Annotated in this window: 12 protein-coding genes; all 12 read right to left on the bottom strand. The window is 57.0% G+C overall.

Annotation, left to right across the window (positions count from 1 at the left end):
• Nucleotides 1–75 precede the first annotated feature (75 nt).
• Nucleotides 76–2,181, bottom strand: coding sequence for an elongation factor G (locus RIB44_12855; GenBank protein MEQ8617456.1), 2,106 nt, complete (start codon nucleotides 2,179–2,181; stop codon nucleotides 76–78).
• A 291-nt stretch (nucleotides 2,182–2,472) separates the two neighbouring features.
• On the bottom strand, nucleotides 2,473–3,186 hold the full coding sequence (gene hisA, locus RIB44_12850) for a 1-(5-phosphoribosyl)-5-[(5-phosphoribosylamino)methylideneamino]imidazole-4-carboxamide isomerase (GenBank protein ID MEQ8617455.1): 714 nt from the start codon (nucleotides 3,184–3,186) through the stop codon (nucleotides 2,473–2,475).
• A 41-nt stretch (nucleotides 3,187–3,227) separates the two neighbouring features.
• Nucleotides 3,228–3,905 (bottom strand): imidazole glycerol phosphate synthase subunit HisH, encoded by a 678-nt coding sequence (hisH, locus tag RIB44_12845; protein MEQ8617454.1) that lies wholly within the window; start codon nucleotides 3,903–3,905, stop codon nucleotides 3,228–3,230.
• Between the two features lie 82 nt (nucleotides 3,906–3,987).
• Nucleotides 3,988–4,812, bottom strand: a complete 825-nt coding sequence (locus RIB44_12840; protein ID MEQ8617453.1) for an OmpA family protein — start codon at nucleotides 4,810–4,812, stop codon at nucleotides 3,988–3,990.
• A gap of 136 nt (nucleotides 4,813–4,948) precedes the next feature.
• The gene (locus tag RIB44_12835; protein ID MEQ8617452.1) at nucleotides 4,949–5,392 is read right to left on the bottom strand and encodes a hypothetical protein; all 444 of its coding nucleotides are present in this window, start codon (nucleotides 5,390–5,392) and stop codon (nucleotides 4,949–4,951) included.
• Nucleotides 5,393–5,425: 33 nt separating this feature from the next.
• On the bottom strand, nucleotides 5,426–6,772 hold the full coding sequence (locus RIB44_12830; protein ID MEQ8617451.1) for an A24 family peptidase: 1,347 nt from the start codon (nucleotides 6,770–6,772) through the stop codon (nucleotides 5,426–5,428).
• Between the two features lie 112 nt (nucleotides 6,773–6,884).
• The gene (locus tag RIB44_12825; GenBank protein ID MEQ8617450.1) at nucleotides 6,885–7,415 is read right to left on the bottom strand and encodes a shikimate kinase; all 531 of its coding nucleotides are present in this window, start codon (nucleotides 7,413–7,415) and stop codon (nucleotides 6,885–6,887) included.
• A 199-nt stretch (nucleotides 7,416–7,614) separates the two neighbouring features.
• Complete coding sequence (aroE, locus tag RIB44_12820; protein MEQ8617449.1) at nucleotides 7,615–9,129, bottom strand: shikimate dehydrogenase; 1,515 nt, start codon at nucleotides 9,127–9,129, stop codon at nucleotides 7,615–7,617.
• Between the two features lie 117 nt (nucleotides 9,130–9,246).
• Complete coding sequence (gene mutL, locus RIB44_12815) at nucleotides 9,247–11,106, bottom strand: DNA mismatch repair endonuclease MutL (GenBank protein MEQ8617448.1); 1,860 nt, start codon at nucleotides 11,104–11,106, stop codon at nucleotides 9,247–9,249.
• Nucleotides 11,107–11,175: 69 nt separating this feature from the next.
• Entirely contained in the window at nucleotides 11,176–12,570 is a 1,395-nt protein-coding gene (locus RIB44_12810; GenBank protein MEQ8617447.1) for a sigma-54 dependent transcriptional regulator, read from the bottom strand.
• Between the two features lie 65 nt (nucleotides 12,571–12,635).
• On the bottom strand, nucleotides 12,636–13,364 hold the full coding sequence (locus RIB44_12805; protein ID MEQ8617446.1) for an ATP-binding protein: 729 nt from the start codon (nucleotides 13,362–13,364) through the stop codon (nucleotides 12,636–12,638).
• Between the two features lie 275 nt (nucleotides 13,365–13,639).
• Nucleotides 13,640–15,754 carry a polyribonucleotide nucleotidyltransferase gene (locus RIB44_12800; protein MEQ8617445.1) on the bottom strand — a complete coding sequence of 705 codons (2,115 nt, stop codon included), beginning with the start codon at nucleotides 15,752–15,754 and terminating at the stop codon, nucleotides 13,640–13,642.
• Between the last annotated feature and the right edge of the window lie 216 nt (nucleotides 15,755–15,970).

Raw genomic sequence — 15,970 nt, 5'->3', positions numbered from 1 at the left:
TTTCTTACTGTGCTAACACAGCCCTCACGCCAAGAGATAAGCCCGCCGCAAGCGGCGGGAGTAACGTGCTAGGTGCTACTCTTCTTCGTCGCTCCCGTTGGCGCGTTTGAGGATCTCCTGCTGAACGTTCCCCGGCACGACTTCATAGTGCGAGAACTCCATCGTGTAGCTTCCTTGGCCGCCTGTCATGGAGGAGAGCGTGCGGGCGTAAGTCGCCACTTCGGCGAGCGGAGCTTTCGCCTCAACGGTGGTCATGCCGCCGCCGTTTTGCTCCATGCCCACCATTTGCCCACGGCGCCCCGAGAGATCGCTTGAGACATCCCCCACATTGTCTTCGGGCACAGTGACATGCAGATTAACGACCGGCTCGAGCATCGCTGGACGGGCTTCCTTAAAGACTTGGGCGAACACTTTGCTCGCTGCCGTTTTGAAAGCGGTCTCGTTGCTGTCGACCGGATGGTCTTTGCCGTAATGGACTTCGACGCAGACGTTTTGGATGGGAAATCCAGCCACCACGCCTTGCTTCATTCGTTCGTGAAAACCCTTCTCGATGGCCGGCATAAAGTTGCCGGGGATTGAGCCTCCCACGACCGAATCAATCCAGAGGAAGTGGTTCTGTTCGTCGTAGTGCGTATTCTTGAGATGCGGGAACCGCTCTTTGGTGGCGAACTCCTCGACCTCCGCGCCCTCGGGTAACGGGAACATGCGAATATGCACTTCCGCAAACTGCCCTGCCCCGCCGGACTGCTTCTTGTGGCGGTAGCTCCCTTCAGCGTTCGCCTGGATCGTCTCGCGGTAGGGGATCTTCGGCTCGTGCGTTTCGATATCCACGTGATCGCGCCGGTGCAATCGTTCTTGAATGAGCGTCAGGTGCAACTCGCTCATTCCGGTGAGGACCATCTCGTGGGTTTCGGGATCGTGTTCGAGATGGATCGTCGAATCCTCTTCGGTGATCTTATGCAGCGCACCGGAGAGCTTCGCCTCGTCGCCGCGGCTCTTGGGAGCAACGGCCAAGCCGATCATCGGTTCGGGGAACTTCAGATCAGGGAGTTCAACTTCGCCGATCGAGTCACCGGTGTGTAAGTCCTCGCACTTGGCGAGGGCGACAATCTCTCCGGGGCCGACTTCTTGGGAGCCATTCCCTTCAATGGGATGCGTCTCGCTCGCCTGGACATCAAGCAACTGAGCGACCTTGAGCTTCTTGTGCGAGGTGAGGTCCTCGGTGGTCATGTCCTTTCTGAGCGTGCCCGAATAGATGCGGACAAAGCTCAGCTTTTGCACAAAAGGGTCGATGCGCGTCTTAAAAACTTGGGCTGCCAGCGGTGCGTCTGGGTCGGCCAGCAGCGTGATATCTTCTTCCCCGCGATGACCGTGACGCGGGAAGAGGTCGGGCGACGGTGCAAAGGAGGCCAAGGCGTCCATGAGTTCGGTCACGCCCACATCTTGCTTCGTGGAAACGCAGAAGATGGGTGTGAGGGTCCTCTCTGCCACATCCTTGACCAGGAGGCTTTGCAATTCTTCCTTCGTGGGAGCGATCCCCTCGAAGTAGCGCTCCATCGCGGCCTCGTCGACTTCGATGATCGACTCGACCAATGATTCGTGGATCGGTTGAACTTCGAGGAGAGCCCCCGAGGTATCATCCGGAGGTGCGAGCGTGCTGACGACGCCTTTGAGATCGCTGCTGACGCCCACTGGCACATTCAATGGAATGCAGGTGGGTCCGAAGACTTCGCGCAGGTTGGCGACCAATTCCTCGAAGTTGATATTGTCAGCATCGAGTTTCGTGAGAACGAGAATGCGTCCGCAGCCTGCTTGTTCTGCTTCATACCAGGCGCGACGCGTGTTGACTTTGACGCCTGCGTGGGCGTCGACGACGATCAGGGCGGTTTCGACAGCTCGCAGTGAGCCGATCATTTGCCCGACGAGTTCCGGATAGCCCGGCGTGTCGATAACGTTGATGTGTTTGCCTGCGTGGTCGAAGTGGGCGAGGGTGGCTTCGACCGAATGATGGTGATGCTTCTCTTCTTCGTCAAAGTCGCAAATGCTGGTGCCGGCATCAACACTGGGATTCCCTTTTACCGCCCCGCTGCGGACGAGCAAAGTGTCGACCAGCGAGGTTTTCCCGGAACTGCCGTGACCGCAGACGGCGACATTGCGAAGATCGGCGACATTTCTAACCATGGGGTACTCCTTCATCAAGAAAAGACGTTCTTTGCAGAACAGAAAAGTGGGAGACGCATCAGGCGTGAAGAACAAGTTGTCGTGTCAGAGAGCGAATGACGTTTGCAGAAACTCCATTGTTGAGGGTTGCTTTAATGAATCTTCATTATCTTCTGCCGAGGCTCTCAGACGCAAAGATTTTGGTTTTTGCCGAGAAAACGGGGAGGCGAAACACCTGTAGGGAACGCCCTCCGTGGCGTTCCGTCTGCGCCTTGGTCACGGAACGCCACGGAGGGCGTTCCCTACAGTGAGTCAGTTTGCCGCTGCGAGAGCGTCCGGCAACAAGATCGTCTCTTCATAAAGTGCGCGCCCGATGATCGCAGCTGCCAAACCAGCCTGCGCCAGTGCCGCGACGTCATCGACCGTTGTGACGCCGCCCGAGGCAACGACCGGCACGTCCACAGCGCGTTGCATCTCAGCCATTGCCGCGGTGTTTGGGCCTTGCATCATCCCATCGGTCGCGATGTCCGTGTAGATGATTGCCGCTAACGGAATCCCCGCGAACTGCCCCGCCATCTCGATGGCATTTGTTTCGCTTGTTTCGAGCCAGCCTTCGGTGGCAACGAAACCATCACGCGCGTCGATTCCCAGGGCGAGTCTCTGGGGATACTTCGCACACATCTCGCGAAACCATTCGGGCTGCTTCAGCGCAGCGGTCCCAAGAACGACGCGAGACAGGCCCGCATCGAGCAGTGTGATGATAGCGTCCTCATCGCGAACTCCGCCTCCCACTTCGCACTGCATGTCGACGCTTTCGACGATCTTGCGAATCACTTCCGTGTTGCAGGGCTTGCCCGCCTTCGCACCATCGAGATCGACCAAGTGGAGGTGCTTTGCGCCCTCTTCTTCAAAGCTGCGAGCCATCGCTGCTGGGTCGTCGGAGAAGACGGTCTCTCGCTCGTAGTCGCCTTGTTGCAGACGGACGCAACGTCCGTTGATGAGATCAATGGCTGGCCAGATTTCCATGGTACTATTCTTAAGGGAAAATGAGCGGAAACAGTGTGCCGCTATGCACGTTCATACTCGGCAAAATTCTTCAGGATCCGCAGCCCCATCTCCTGGCTCTTCTCGGGGTGAAATTGTGTGGCAAAAAGGTTTTCTTGCCAGACCATCGCACAGAAGGGATCTGGATAAGAAGCCGTTCCCGCAACAACGGCTTCGTTGCTGGGTTTCACGTGGTAGGAGTGGACAAAGTAGAAGTGGCTCTCGTCCGGTATGCCTGCGAAGATCGGCGGTTGGTTTTGGTAATGGACTTGGTTCCAACCCATGTGCGGCACTTTGTAGCCATGGGGAATGTCGAAGCGGACGACCTCTCCCTTGAGAATGCCCAGCCCCTCGTGTTGGCCATCTTCGTGACCAACCTCGAAGAGCATTTGCAGGCCCAAGCAGATGCCGAGCATCGGTTTCCCCGCGGTAATCGCGTCCTTGATGGGGGTGACCAGCTCGCGCCGGTGAAGCTCAGCGATGGCGTCTGAGAAGGCACCTACTCCCGGGAGAACGAGCTTCTCTGCTTTGCTGAGCGTCACCGGATCGCCGGTGATTTCGGCAGCGTGCCCCATACGTTCAAAACCCTTTTGAACGCTACGGAGGTTGCCCATCTGATAGTCAACAATTGCAATCATTAAGCCGCTTCTCGGGTTGCGATGCCGCAGATAGGAGTCGTCCCAACCTACGGAAGTTCGCATTTTAGCGACAATCAGCCAGGCTTCCTACGAGCCAAATCCGAAGTCGGCCAGAGTGAGCCTAAGAGAATTTTGCTAGGCATCTCTAGCGACGGGCCATCCGCTCGGGATAGACAACCATCTCCAGTCGGCGATTCCTCCGACGGCCCTCGTCGCTCGCGTTAGACACGATCGGGTGGTTCGGTCCGTGGCCAATCACGAAGAGCTGTGTCGCCGGCATCGTGCGGCGTTCAACCAGCAGATTATAAGCCGCTAAAGACTGGGCGGCAGAGAGGTGATGGTTGGTGGGGAACTGCTGCGAGTGTGTCTCGCGGTCGTCAGTGTGGCCTTCCACGCCGATGATGTGATCCGGGAAGTTGCGGCGGAGGTCCTGAGCAACGCTTACGAGAATGGCGTCGGCCCCGTTCTGTAAGTAAGGGCTGCCGGGCATAAAGACGCGGTCCCCTTCGATCTCAACACGGACGACATCCCCATCTTGTCGAACGCTTACGCCTGGCATATCACCAACGGTGAGATTCTTCAGCAAACTGTTGTTGGCGCGGATTTCCGCACCGACACGTTTTTGCGTTGATGCAACCAGCGCGGACGTCTTCGTCCTCAATTCGCGATTGTCTGACTGCATCGCGACGAGCTGATCGGTGGTCGTCTTGAGTTGCTGGCGTGTCGCAACGACTTCGTCATTGAGCAGTTGAATCTGCTGTCGCGATTGGGCGAGCAGTGATTCGAGTTCTTGGTTGTCCGTGTCTAACTGTTGCGCGCGACTTTGGTATTCCTGATTCTGTTGCGCGAGGGTCTGCATCTGTTGCTGCACAACCGCGTTGTTCGGCTGGTCCGGCTTAAACACAAGCCGCCCGCAGCCGCTGGAAAGCAGGGCAAGGCAAAACAGGATGAGATAATGTCGAGCAAACACGTCACAAAGTTCTCTGGCAAGATCGTCTTCTCAGAAAGTGCGTGCGAACGGTAACAGTCGCCACTCAAGCCGGCAAGATCAGGCAAAGAAGTGCTAGCAAAAAGCTGATAGCCGACAGCCGATAGCTAAAAGCCTTTCAGTAGCTCCCATAAAATCTCTTGATGAAATTGCGATGCCATCGCTGCGGTCGATGCGCCTCCCAGCCGAACCTTGCTAGCAGTCGGTCGCTCAGCCTGCTATTCGCAACGTCGCAGAGCATCGCGTCGGTTCGTTTGATCTCTGCGATGGCTTCAAGCGTTCGGATCGCCGCTTGGCAGGTGGCAATGCTCGCACCACGAGTTGATGCCATGTACTTCACCGCCAGAAAATTAGAGAACCGCAACGGTTGGTTGTAGTACAGCCAACAAGCGTCGCCTTGTCCGCGTGCGTGATAGCGTGAGCCGACGGGCCAAATCTCCGGCCAGGAAATCAGCTTGGGCCAGGGGCGTAGCGTGATGCTTTCCAACTTCCCATCGCGCGCGAGAATCACGCCATAGCGTTTTCGCCGCAATAGCTCACGATTGAGTTCTAGATTGCTCACTGTTGTCAGCATGATTTTTTCGCAGGCTTATGCCTAAGCTTGTTTCCTTGTGGCCTCACGCTTGACGATATGTATCACCCAGAGCAAGATTCCCAGCAAGAGAGTTACAACTCCTAGAGCCGCTGGGATGAACCAGCCTGCGCCGAAGAGTTCTTGCAGTCCCAGCGGTTTGGGATTCCAAACATCCGCCCAGCGAACCATCACCACCAGCGTGCCCAGGCAGAGGTATGGCCCGTAGGGAATCTCGTTCTCTCGGAAGAAGAGAAGCTGGAAGATGCCAGCCACCAGGCCAGCAAACGGTGCGACGAAGAAAATCACCACGCCTGCTTGCCAACCGAGGAACGCGCCGACCATCATCATCAGCGTCACGTCGCCAAAGCCCATCGCTTCGCGCTGCATGGCGAGCGAACCAACGATGCGGGTCGCCCAGACCATCGCTCCGCCGCCAATCATGCCCACCAGGGCGGAAAGCAGGCCGTTCCAATGATCGCCGCCCAAGAGCCAGACGCCGATGATGGCCGCCGTTCCGATTGAACCGATCCAAGCGAGGGGACCCCGACAGAGTTCGCGTAGCACTCGTGCTGCGATGATGGCCACCGTCCGGCTGAAGCCGCGCTTGCCACGCCAGATTCTGGGGGTTAGTGCGACCAGCCAAAGCGACCAGCAGGCGAGGCCGGTCACTAATCCTTGCCATGAGCTTACGAACTTATTGAGGGTACGTGATGAGTTTGGTCCGTACCAAGTCGTTGGCTCCAAATAGGCGTCACCTGTCGGGGGATGTCTTAGGCCCGCCGGCAATTCAATTTCAACGGCGGTCGGTGCTGGTACTTCTCGCGCTGCCACTTGCGGCAGTAGCGCCATCGGTAGTGCCGCGGCAAGCAGCAAGCCAACGAGGGTTCCTATGACGGTGATTTCATCGGGGATGATCTTCTCATCAATATCAATCAAGCTCGCGGCGGCCATCAGGGTGATCAGAATCGTGTGCGAGAAGAATGTGCAGTAGGTCGTCCACGTCGGAACTTTCGGCAAGTTAGCCAGACGCTCCCCAGGAAATAGCCAGGCGAATTGTGTGCGGACAAGCCCTTGCTGATCCACTTCCCACCAATAAAGCCAAGCCAACACCACGGCCATCGCCATTTCAACAATAAGAGGCCGCACCCAAAACACACGCCCATGAACCCCCGCTTCGCGGCTTAGCCGCATCCACCCGTAAACAGGAACCCGATCCAGCCAAGTTCGAGGCGGGACCTTCTCAGGCGGTTCCGACCAAGGAGAAATAGGCCGTGGGTTCCAAGCCAACGTGTAGGTCGCCCAATTCACGAGCCCACCCAGCGCGAGCCCTAAGGCGAACACAAGCAGTAAGGCGAGAGTGGGCGGCATGGCAGGAGGGGATTGAAGACCGGATAACAGGATCGGCGGGATTTACGAGAAGAAATCCTGTCAATCCTGCGTATCTCGTTGTCCGGTCTCAAGTCTTGGTGCAGTTGGTGATTCAAGATACCAGCCCCAACTTGCCGAGAATCTCTTCGGCGATTTCCGCAGGGGCCTTATCTTCGGTATCGACCTCAAGGGTAGCACACTCCGCGTAAAGAGGCGTTCTGGCTGCCAGAACCTCCTCGATCTCGGTCCGACCGCCCGCATTAGTCAGGTTAGGACGCCTGTCGGCGGTTGTTTGATCGTCGGAGACACGACTGTGGATCGTCTCCACGGATGCCTTCAGCCAAACGACACCGCGGCAAGACTTGAGTCGTTCGCGGGTCGCTTCCCGCAGGATCGCCCCTCCACCGCAAGACAAAATCGTTTTCTCACGTTCGAGAAGAGCCGCAACGACTTCGACCTCACGGTCGCGAAACGCTTGCTCACCCTCATCCGCAAAGATCGCTGCAATTGACTTGCCTGCCGCTAGTTCGATCTCAACGTCTGCGTCGACCCAGTCCCACCCAAGCATTCGCGCTAACTGCTGCGCCACTGTAGTCTTACCGGTGCCACGATAACCGATCAGTGCTAGACAACTCGACGACACAAGACTCTCTCAGTAAGACGACCCATTTTTTTGACCACGGATGACACGGATCGCACAGATGTTTTTGAACAGGAGGAAACAGAGAGAACGGAGGTCAACAAGAAGAAACAAATCCTCTGTTTTCTTTGCCGTCTCCCGTTCAAAAAACTAATCCGCGTCGTCCGAGCAATCCGTGGCCACGCCAACGCAACGATTCTCTTTATCCACCGCGCCCAATTGGCCCGATCGCATCCTTAATCACTTTGCGAATCAAGTCGGCGGAGGTTTCCTGCTTGGTAAACAAATAATATTGCAATTGCGCCTGACGCGTGAACATCTCGACACCGGTGATCGTGATGCAGTTCCGCTCGCGGGCTTCTTTGATCAGGAGCGTCGTCTCCGGGTTGTAGACTGTGTCGAAGACGACCATCGAAGGTTTGAGGAAGGTCTTGCTTAGCGGTGTTTCGTCAACGTTAGGGTGCATCCCAACAGGCGTGCAATTGATGATCACTTCCTGAGGACCCTTGTGGCGGTTCTCCCACTCGACAGGCTTGATTTCGAACGACTTCGCGAGGCGTTCGGCTCGTTTCATGGTCCTCGAAGCGACCGTCACTTTTGCGCCGCGTTTCACCAAGCCGAAGGCAATCGGGCGAGCCACGCCGCCCGCACCGAGGATGAGTACCCGTTTGCCGTTGAGTGGGCTCGGCTTCGTACCGATCTCACCCATGTTGTGTTCCAGGCAATCCATTGCGGCGTTGTAGTCGGTGTTGTAGCCGACACGTTCGGAGCCATCGAAAGCGACCGTGTTCACTGCGGCAATGCTCTTCACCGCCGGATCGACTTTGGTGAGGTGGCGGGCGATCGCTTCCTTGTGCGGAATGGTCACGCTCAAACCTTTGATGCCCAACCGTGTCGCATCGCCGACAAACTGGTCGAGATTGTCCGCCGGGACCCGGAATGGTACGTAGACGGCATCGAGTCCGCTATCTTCAAAGCAAGCGTTGTGCACGTTGGGGCTTAGGCTATGGCCCACGGGATCAGCGATCACACCATAGACAGCAGTGTCAGGGCCGATGCGGTTGTAGCGATAGATCTGGGTCATCTGCTTGAAGCTTAATTGCCCAGGTGCTAACGAGCGTTCGTGGTTAAACGTCGCGTAGGTGAAAGGCGCTCCGAACTTTGCCGCGAGAATACGCGAGGGCGTCCCAATGTCGCCCATGCACATACCAATGGTTGGCACGGAGCTCTCCTGCATCATCTCCAGCATCCGCAGATTGTCGTGCGGAGAGTTGGCCATCGTGGCGATCTTTACGACGTCCGGGTCGAGCTTCGCCATTTCGTCGTGCTTCTCACGCAAGTCCTCAGGCGTTTTGCGGAAGTTGTGATAGCTGACAATTCGCTTTGTCGCGCCAAAGCGGGGAATCTGCCCCGCGATGTCATCTTCGATGTCGACGTAGTCGACGCCTTCGGCAATCGCCTCACGAAGCAGCAGAATCCGCGCTTCCTCGGTGCCGCCCCAACGACCGCCATCCTCCTTGCGGCGACAGGTGATAATCACCTCGCAGTTGGCGGGGCGTTCGGCCAGCAGGCGGGCCATATTCACGCGACCGGCAACGTAGTCGAGCCGCAATTCAACCATGCGGGCACCCTGTTCCGCCATGTGCCGATGCTCGGCCATCATGTGTTTATGCCGACTGCGGCCAATCGCCACGCAGATTCTAGGTTGGTCGTTCACGATGAGTTGCCTGGGATCGATGATGCCTGGGATGAGGCGAATCTATGAGAACCACCATTTTGATCGAAGCGGAGCGAAGTGGCAAACGCTAAATCAGAGGCGGTTTAATATGAACTGCTAGATGCGTTTAAACTGCCGATCAAGTTGTTCTCGCGTGAAGACCAGCGCCGTGGGGCGACCGTGGGGGCAGTGGTGGTGATCTTGGGCGAGGTGGCGTTGCTCCAGAAGGGCAGTCACCTCGTCGGGCGTGAGGCTGTCGCCGTATTTCACGGCTGCCTTGCATGACATCATGTGAAGGAGTTCATCCAGTAAATCTCGTGAGTCGGGGAGCTTGCCGCCAGCGAGCAGTTTCTCAATCAACTCGCGCAGGACCTCGGCGGGTGCCAAATTAGCGAGCATCGCCGGGTAAGAAGAAACGAGTAAGGTCTCGCCTCCAAATGGTTCGACTTCGATGCCGAGTTGCGACAGCAGCTCTTTCTGCTCCATCACCACGGCTGCCTCGTTCGCTGCCACATCGACGGGCTCCGGCACGAGTAGCTTCTGCGATTCGAGAGCCCCACTGAGGACTTTCTCTCGCAGAGCCTCGTAAAGGATACGCTCGTGAAGTGCATGCTGATCGATGACCTCTAGGCCTTCTTCGGTTTCTGTTACGAGGTAGCGATTATGAATTTGAAGTGCCGTTGTATGAGGTGCATCGAGACGATGAGTTTGTGTGATTTCTCCTGAGCCGTCGGCGTCAGCCGTCGGGTTGTGCGGTGTTTTTGGCTGACTGCCCAGTCCAGCCAAATCAACTTTATGTAACTCCAATGGCTTGCGCTCGCCACTCTCGGCAGGAAACGGTCGAAACGGTGGCGTCTCATCCGAAGCTGAAGTCCCGAGTTGCCGTTTCGCCCAATCAAACAGTTCACTCCGCTCGGGTGTCGCGTGTTGGACTTCATCCTCGTCGGTCGGCTGCTTGTCTTTCGGAAGATTCGCGCGTGCAACCAGGTCGGTCGAGAGAAACTTCGTTCGTAGTGTCCCCAGGAGATGACTATAGATTCGCCCGCCTTCAGCAAAGCGAACTTCCAACTTGGTCGGATGCACATTCACATCGACTGCCGCGGGGTCGAGCTTCAAATGCAGAAAACAAATCGGATAACGCCCTGTGAGCAACAACCCGCGGTACGCTTCCCCGAGGGCATGTTGCAGCGATCGATCACGAATAAATCGCCCGTTGAGAAAGAGGTACTGCATCCGATTGTTGCCACGGCTGTGCGTCGGGTTGGCAACGTAGCCGGAGAGCGAAACGTCTTCATCAATCGCCTCAACAGGGATCAAGCGAGTAGCCAATTCTTCTCCGAACAGCATTGCCACACGCTCGGTCAGATCGTCGGTCGGAGGTAAGTCGTGTGTTTGCCGCCCGCCGTGGGTGATGGTGAAGTGGACTTCGGGATGGGCGAGGGCGAGGCGTGTGATTGCTTCGGTCAGGTGACCCATCTCGGTTTGCGTGGTCCGCAGAAACTTATGGCGGACCGGCGTGTTGAAGAAGAGTTGCCGGACTTCGACCATCGTCCCTTGCGGCGCACCGACGGGGCGAATCGGCTCGTGCCGCCCGCCAACGATTTCCAGTTCCGCGGCCGCTTCGGCATCAGCGGGACGGCTACGAAACACCAGTCGGCTCACCTCTGCAATCGAAGCGAGTGCTTCTCCACGAAAACCGAGCGTACCGACCCGAAACAGGTCGTCCGCGTCGCGGATTTTACTGGTCGCATGGCTGGCGACCGCCAACGGAATCTGATTGACGGGGACTCCATGTCCGTTGTCAGTGACCCGAATCAGCTCCGAGCCACCTTTTTCAACAGTCACATCAATCCGCGTTGCACCAGCATCCAGCGAGTTCTCGACGAGTTCCTTGACGACGCTCGCCGGCCGCTCGATCACTTCGCCAGCAGCGATCTTGTTGATAACGCTCGTCGATAGTTGGCGAATTTCTTTCATAAGGCGGAGAGGGGAAGGGGGAAGGTGGAAGGCTAAGGTTTATCCGCCTTCCGCCCTCCCCCTTCCGCCTTAGTTCAGTCCGTACTCTTTAATTTTCCGATAAAGCGTTCGCTCCCCGATACCCAGCAGCCCGGCCGCCTCTTCGCGATTACCGCCGGTGACTTTCAGTGTTTCGCCAATGAAGATGCCTTCGATCTCCGAGAGCGGCTTGCCAACCAGTTCGGCGAGTCCTGCGCCGCCGGAGGCCAGCACTTGCGGGTCGTCGGAGTGAAACTCTTCAGGCAAGTCGTCGAGATCAAGCACGCCGTCGTAGTCGACCACGATCATACTTTCGACGGTGTTCTTAAGCTGGCGGACATTGCCCGGCCAATGGAATGCCATTAGACGCCGCCGGGCGGCAGTCGAGATGCTCTTAATTTCTTTGTTGTGCTTCCCGCTTTGCGCTTTGATAAAGTGATCGATTAGAAGCGGAATGTCTTGCGTTCGCTCCGCGAGACTTGGCAGGCGGATGGTAACGACTTTCAGCCGATGGTAGAGATCTTCGCGAAACGTGCCGTCGGCGATCGCTTCTTCTAAGTCACGATTGGTGGCCGAAAGGATCCGCACATTGACTTTCACCGGCTCGTTGGAGCCGACTCGCGTAATCTCCCCACTTTCCAGCACACGCAACAGTTTGATCTGCGTCGGCAACGGCATATCACCAACTTCGTCCAGAAACAACGTGCCACCGTTGGCGTACTCGAACTTGCCAACGCGGTCGGCACTCGCGTCGGTAAACGCCCCTTTGATGTGGCCGAAGAGCTCACTCTCGAGAATGTTCTCACTCAACGCGGCGCAATTCAATCCTACAAACGGTCGGCTCTTGCGAGGACTGTTCTGGTGAATCGCTTGGGCAACGAGTTCCTTTCCCGTCCCCGTATCGCCTTGAACAAGAACTGTTGCGTCGGTAGGAGCGATCCGTTGCAGTTTTACGATCACGTCGTGCATCGCCGGGCTGTTGCCGATAACGCCCTCAAAGCCAAACTTCTCGTCCAGCCGCCGGGTGAGTTCAGCATTGGCGCGACGCAGGTGTTGGTTGCGTGCCGCGTTATCGACCACGGCGCGAAGCTGCTGGAGGTCCAACGGCTTGAGCAAGTAGTTAAATGCCCCCTGCTGCATCGCCTCGACTGCGGACTGTACGGTGCCGTGACCGGTGACGAGTATCACCTCGGCATCGGGCAGCGCTTCGTTCGCTTTCGCCAGCAACTCCAGGCCGTTCGTGTCCTTCATCCGCAGATCGGTAACGATTACCTCAAAAGCATCACGCTCCAGCATCGCCGCCCCATCCGCGCCGGAAGTCGCGATCGTGCAATCGTAGCCAACCCGCGCAAGACTGTCCGCCACGGTATCCGCGTGCGCTTCCTCATCATCAACGATCAACACCTTAATCGGTGGACCGGCTTTGGCGGTAGTACTCTTGGCCATAGAGATATCGTATCGGCGAGGAAAAACTGTCGGAAGGGCCGCGGCGTTGGAGGTTCCGAAAGAAGCTAGGTCAGCCGCGCAGGCACGGGCAGCTCAATTGTAAACTGCGTACCCCGTCCTACTTCGCTTTCGACCTGAATTCGCCCGCCGTGCGCTTCGATGATTTTAGCCGTCGTGGGAAGACCCAAGCCCGAACCACCCGGTGTCGTTGAGAAGAACGCTTCAAACATGTGGGCGGCCGTGTTGTCGTCCATGCCGATGCCGGTGTCGATGAGGTGGACGATCACGTTGCCCGGGGCAGTCGTGGTGCGGACGACAAGCTCTCCCCCCTCAGGCATCGCTTGTTTGGCGTTGAGCAGCAGGTTCAGCAAGGCTCCGCGAAACGCTTCACTGTCGAGCAAGACGTGCGGTAGCTCTGCGTCGAGATATTGGATGAGTTCGATTCCATCGGCGGCGGCTTGCGGTTCAAAAAACTCCAGTGCCTCTTCAATCTCAACGTTCAAGTTTGTGGGTTTCAGGTTCAACTGACGCGCCCTGGCGAACTGGAGGAAGTCGTCAAGCAGGTCTTGCAGACGCTGGCACTCACGTTGCATCACGTCGATTCGCTTGGCGGCCCGTCGTTGCTCAGGGGAAGCCTCCGCATCAATGTCTTCTGCCAGAAGCTGCATGTTGAGGCGAATCGTCGAGAGCGGGTTCTTGATCTCGTGAGCGAGTGCCCCGGCCAACTGCGCAATCTCGGTGTACTGATCGATCAGCTTCTGATGCAGCTCTTTGGTGGTGGGGGCTGTCGACAAGTTTGAGAATCTCTTGGAGAAGAATGGGACGCGGAAGAACGCGGCTTGAGCAGAGGAACACAGATTATCGCTTATTCTACCCCGAAGCGTAAGCGAGGGGCCACGCCAACCAAGATTCTCCCTCGCTAACGCTTCGCACTTACGAAGCGGCACAATCCGCAAATACCCGCCCAAATCCGCGTTCTTTCGCGTCCCCAGTTTTCTGGCTAGGGATACAAAACGGGGAACCCAAAATGGGCTCCCCGCGTTGAGTCTTTCAAATACCACGGTAGCCGTTAGGCATCCGCGGTGGCGGGTTCGCCTTCGAGTTCGGCCATTGCCGCCTTGCGGCTCAGCTTCACGCGATCCTGCTCATCAACAGCGATGACCTTGACCTTCATTTCATCGCCAACTTTGCAGATGTCGTTAACGCTTGAGACGTACTCGTTGGAGAGCTCGCTGATGTGGCAGAGTCCGTCGCGTCCCGGGAGGATTTCGACGAAGGCACCGAAGTCCTTTACGCTGGTGACCGTGCCGTCGTAGATCTTGCCAACCTTAACGCTAGCCGTCAGGGCGTCGACCTTGGCAAGGCCTGCCTTGGCAGTCGCTTCGTCCGCGCCGGCAATGGTGACGGTGCCATCTTCCTCGACGTCGATTGTCACGCCGCAGTCTTCTTGGATCGCACGAATGGTCTTACCGCCCGGTCCGATCAGCAGGCCAATCTTCTCGGGGTGGATCGAAGTTCGATACAATCGTGGTGCGCTGGAGGCGACTTCTTCCCGTGGACGAGCGATCGCGCTGAGCATCGATCGTAGGATTTCGATCCGGGCTTCACGCGATTGCGCGAGGGTAGCACGTATGATCTCTTCTGAGATACCCATGATCTTCAAGTCAAGCTGAATGCCTGTGATGCCGTTTTGCGTGCCGGCAATCTTGAAGTCCATATCGCCGAAGTGATCTTCATCACCCAAGATGTCAGTAAGCAGCGCCCACTGATCGCCTTCTTGGACGAGGCCGACCGAAATACCTGCCACAGGATTGGTGATTTTCACACCGGCGCTCATAAGACCAAGCGTTGCTGCACAGACCGAGGCCATCGAACTTGATCCGTTCGATTCCAGAATGTCTGAAATCACTCGGATCGTGTACGGGAAGTCATCATGGGCCGGCAGGACCGGATTCACGCTGCGTTCGGCGAGAGCACCGTGGCCGATCTCGCGACGACCAGGGCCACGGATCGGACGACATTCACCTACGGAGAATGAGGGGAAGTTGTAGTCGAGCATGAACCGCTTCGAGTATTCCTCGAATAGGCCGTCCACCCGTTGCTCGTCACGTCCTGTCCCGAGGGTGACAGTCACGAGTGATTGCGTTTCACCGCGCTGGAACAAGGCAGAGCCGTGGACGCGAGGCAGTAGGTCCACCTCACAGTGGAGCGGACGGAGCGTTTTGCCGTCGCGGCCGTCGGGGCGGTTGCCCTCGAGGATCGAGGCCCGGATGACTTTCGCTTCGAGATCGTGCCATTGCTTCTTGAAGGAAGCGACTGTGTAAGCGCCTTCGGCTTCTTCGTCGGGGATCATTTCAGCGAGTGCTCGTTGCTTCAGCTCGCTGCACTTCTCGGCACGATCTTGCTTTCCGACGGTTTGTTTCGCCGCCTTGAGCTCGTCGTAATACTTTTCTTCGAGCTTCTCCAGCAGGCCATCCGATGGGGGCGTCTGGAAGTCCATCTTTGGCTTGCCCACCTTGTCGATCAACTGCTGTTGAAGATCGCAGAGTTGCTTAATGTACTCGTGTGCTTTCATGATGGCGTCGGCCATCGTGTCCTCAGGCAGCTCACGACCGAAGCCTTCGATCATCAACACGGCGTCTTTCGTGCCGCTGACGATGAGGTCGAGCGAGCTGCTCTCCAGGTCTTCCTGTGAGGGGAGTGGGATGAACTCATCGCCAATCATGCCCAGACGGATTGAAGCAAGAGGTCCGTTGAAAGGCAGTTCGGAGATGCCCAGTGCCGCACAGGCACCGTTCATCGCCAGGATATCACCATCCGTCTGGCGATCGCTGGCCATGACAAAGTTTTGAATCTGAACTTCGTCGTTGAAACCTTCAGTGAACATCGGGCGGATCGGACGATCGATCAGTCGAGCGGTCAAGATTTCCTTGGTGGTTGGACGCCCTTCGCGCTTCAAGAAGCCGCCAGGGAACTTTCCTGCAGCAGCCTGACGTTCGCGGTAATCACAGGTGAGCGGGAAAAAATCGATCCCTGGTCGTGGTGCTCCAGTAGCAGCGGCACTGAGAACAACGGTCTCACCGTATTGAACCAATACCGTACCAGCAGCTTGCTTGCCCAGCGCACCGGTTTCGAGGCTAAAGGTTTTGTCACCGATTTGTGTTTCTACTTTTGTTCTTTCCATTTTCGTTTCCAACTTTCTTAAACGACTTTTCCTATAAACAGTTTTCAATAACTTTCTTTGATTCAAACTTCTCTGATTCTAAGCGTCGCCGCTTGCGGCTTAGCCAGCGGCGGACAACCTCGTGCCGGGTTCTCAATTTCTTCGCGGCTAAGCCGCAAGCGGGACGAGCCCTATAAGAGAACAACCGACCAGCTTTCACCGGTCGGTTGGATGGGC

This window comes from Lacipirellulaceae bacterium (assembly GCA_040218535.1).
Lineage (GTDB): Bacteria > Planctomycetota > Planctomycetia > Pirellulales > Lacipirellulaceae > Adhaeretor.
Note: the sequence above shows the minus strand (reverse complement) of the source record. Positions and strands in the feature narration are given on the sequence as shown.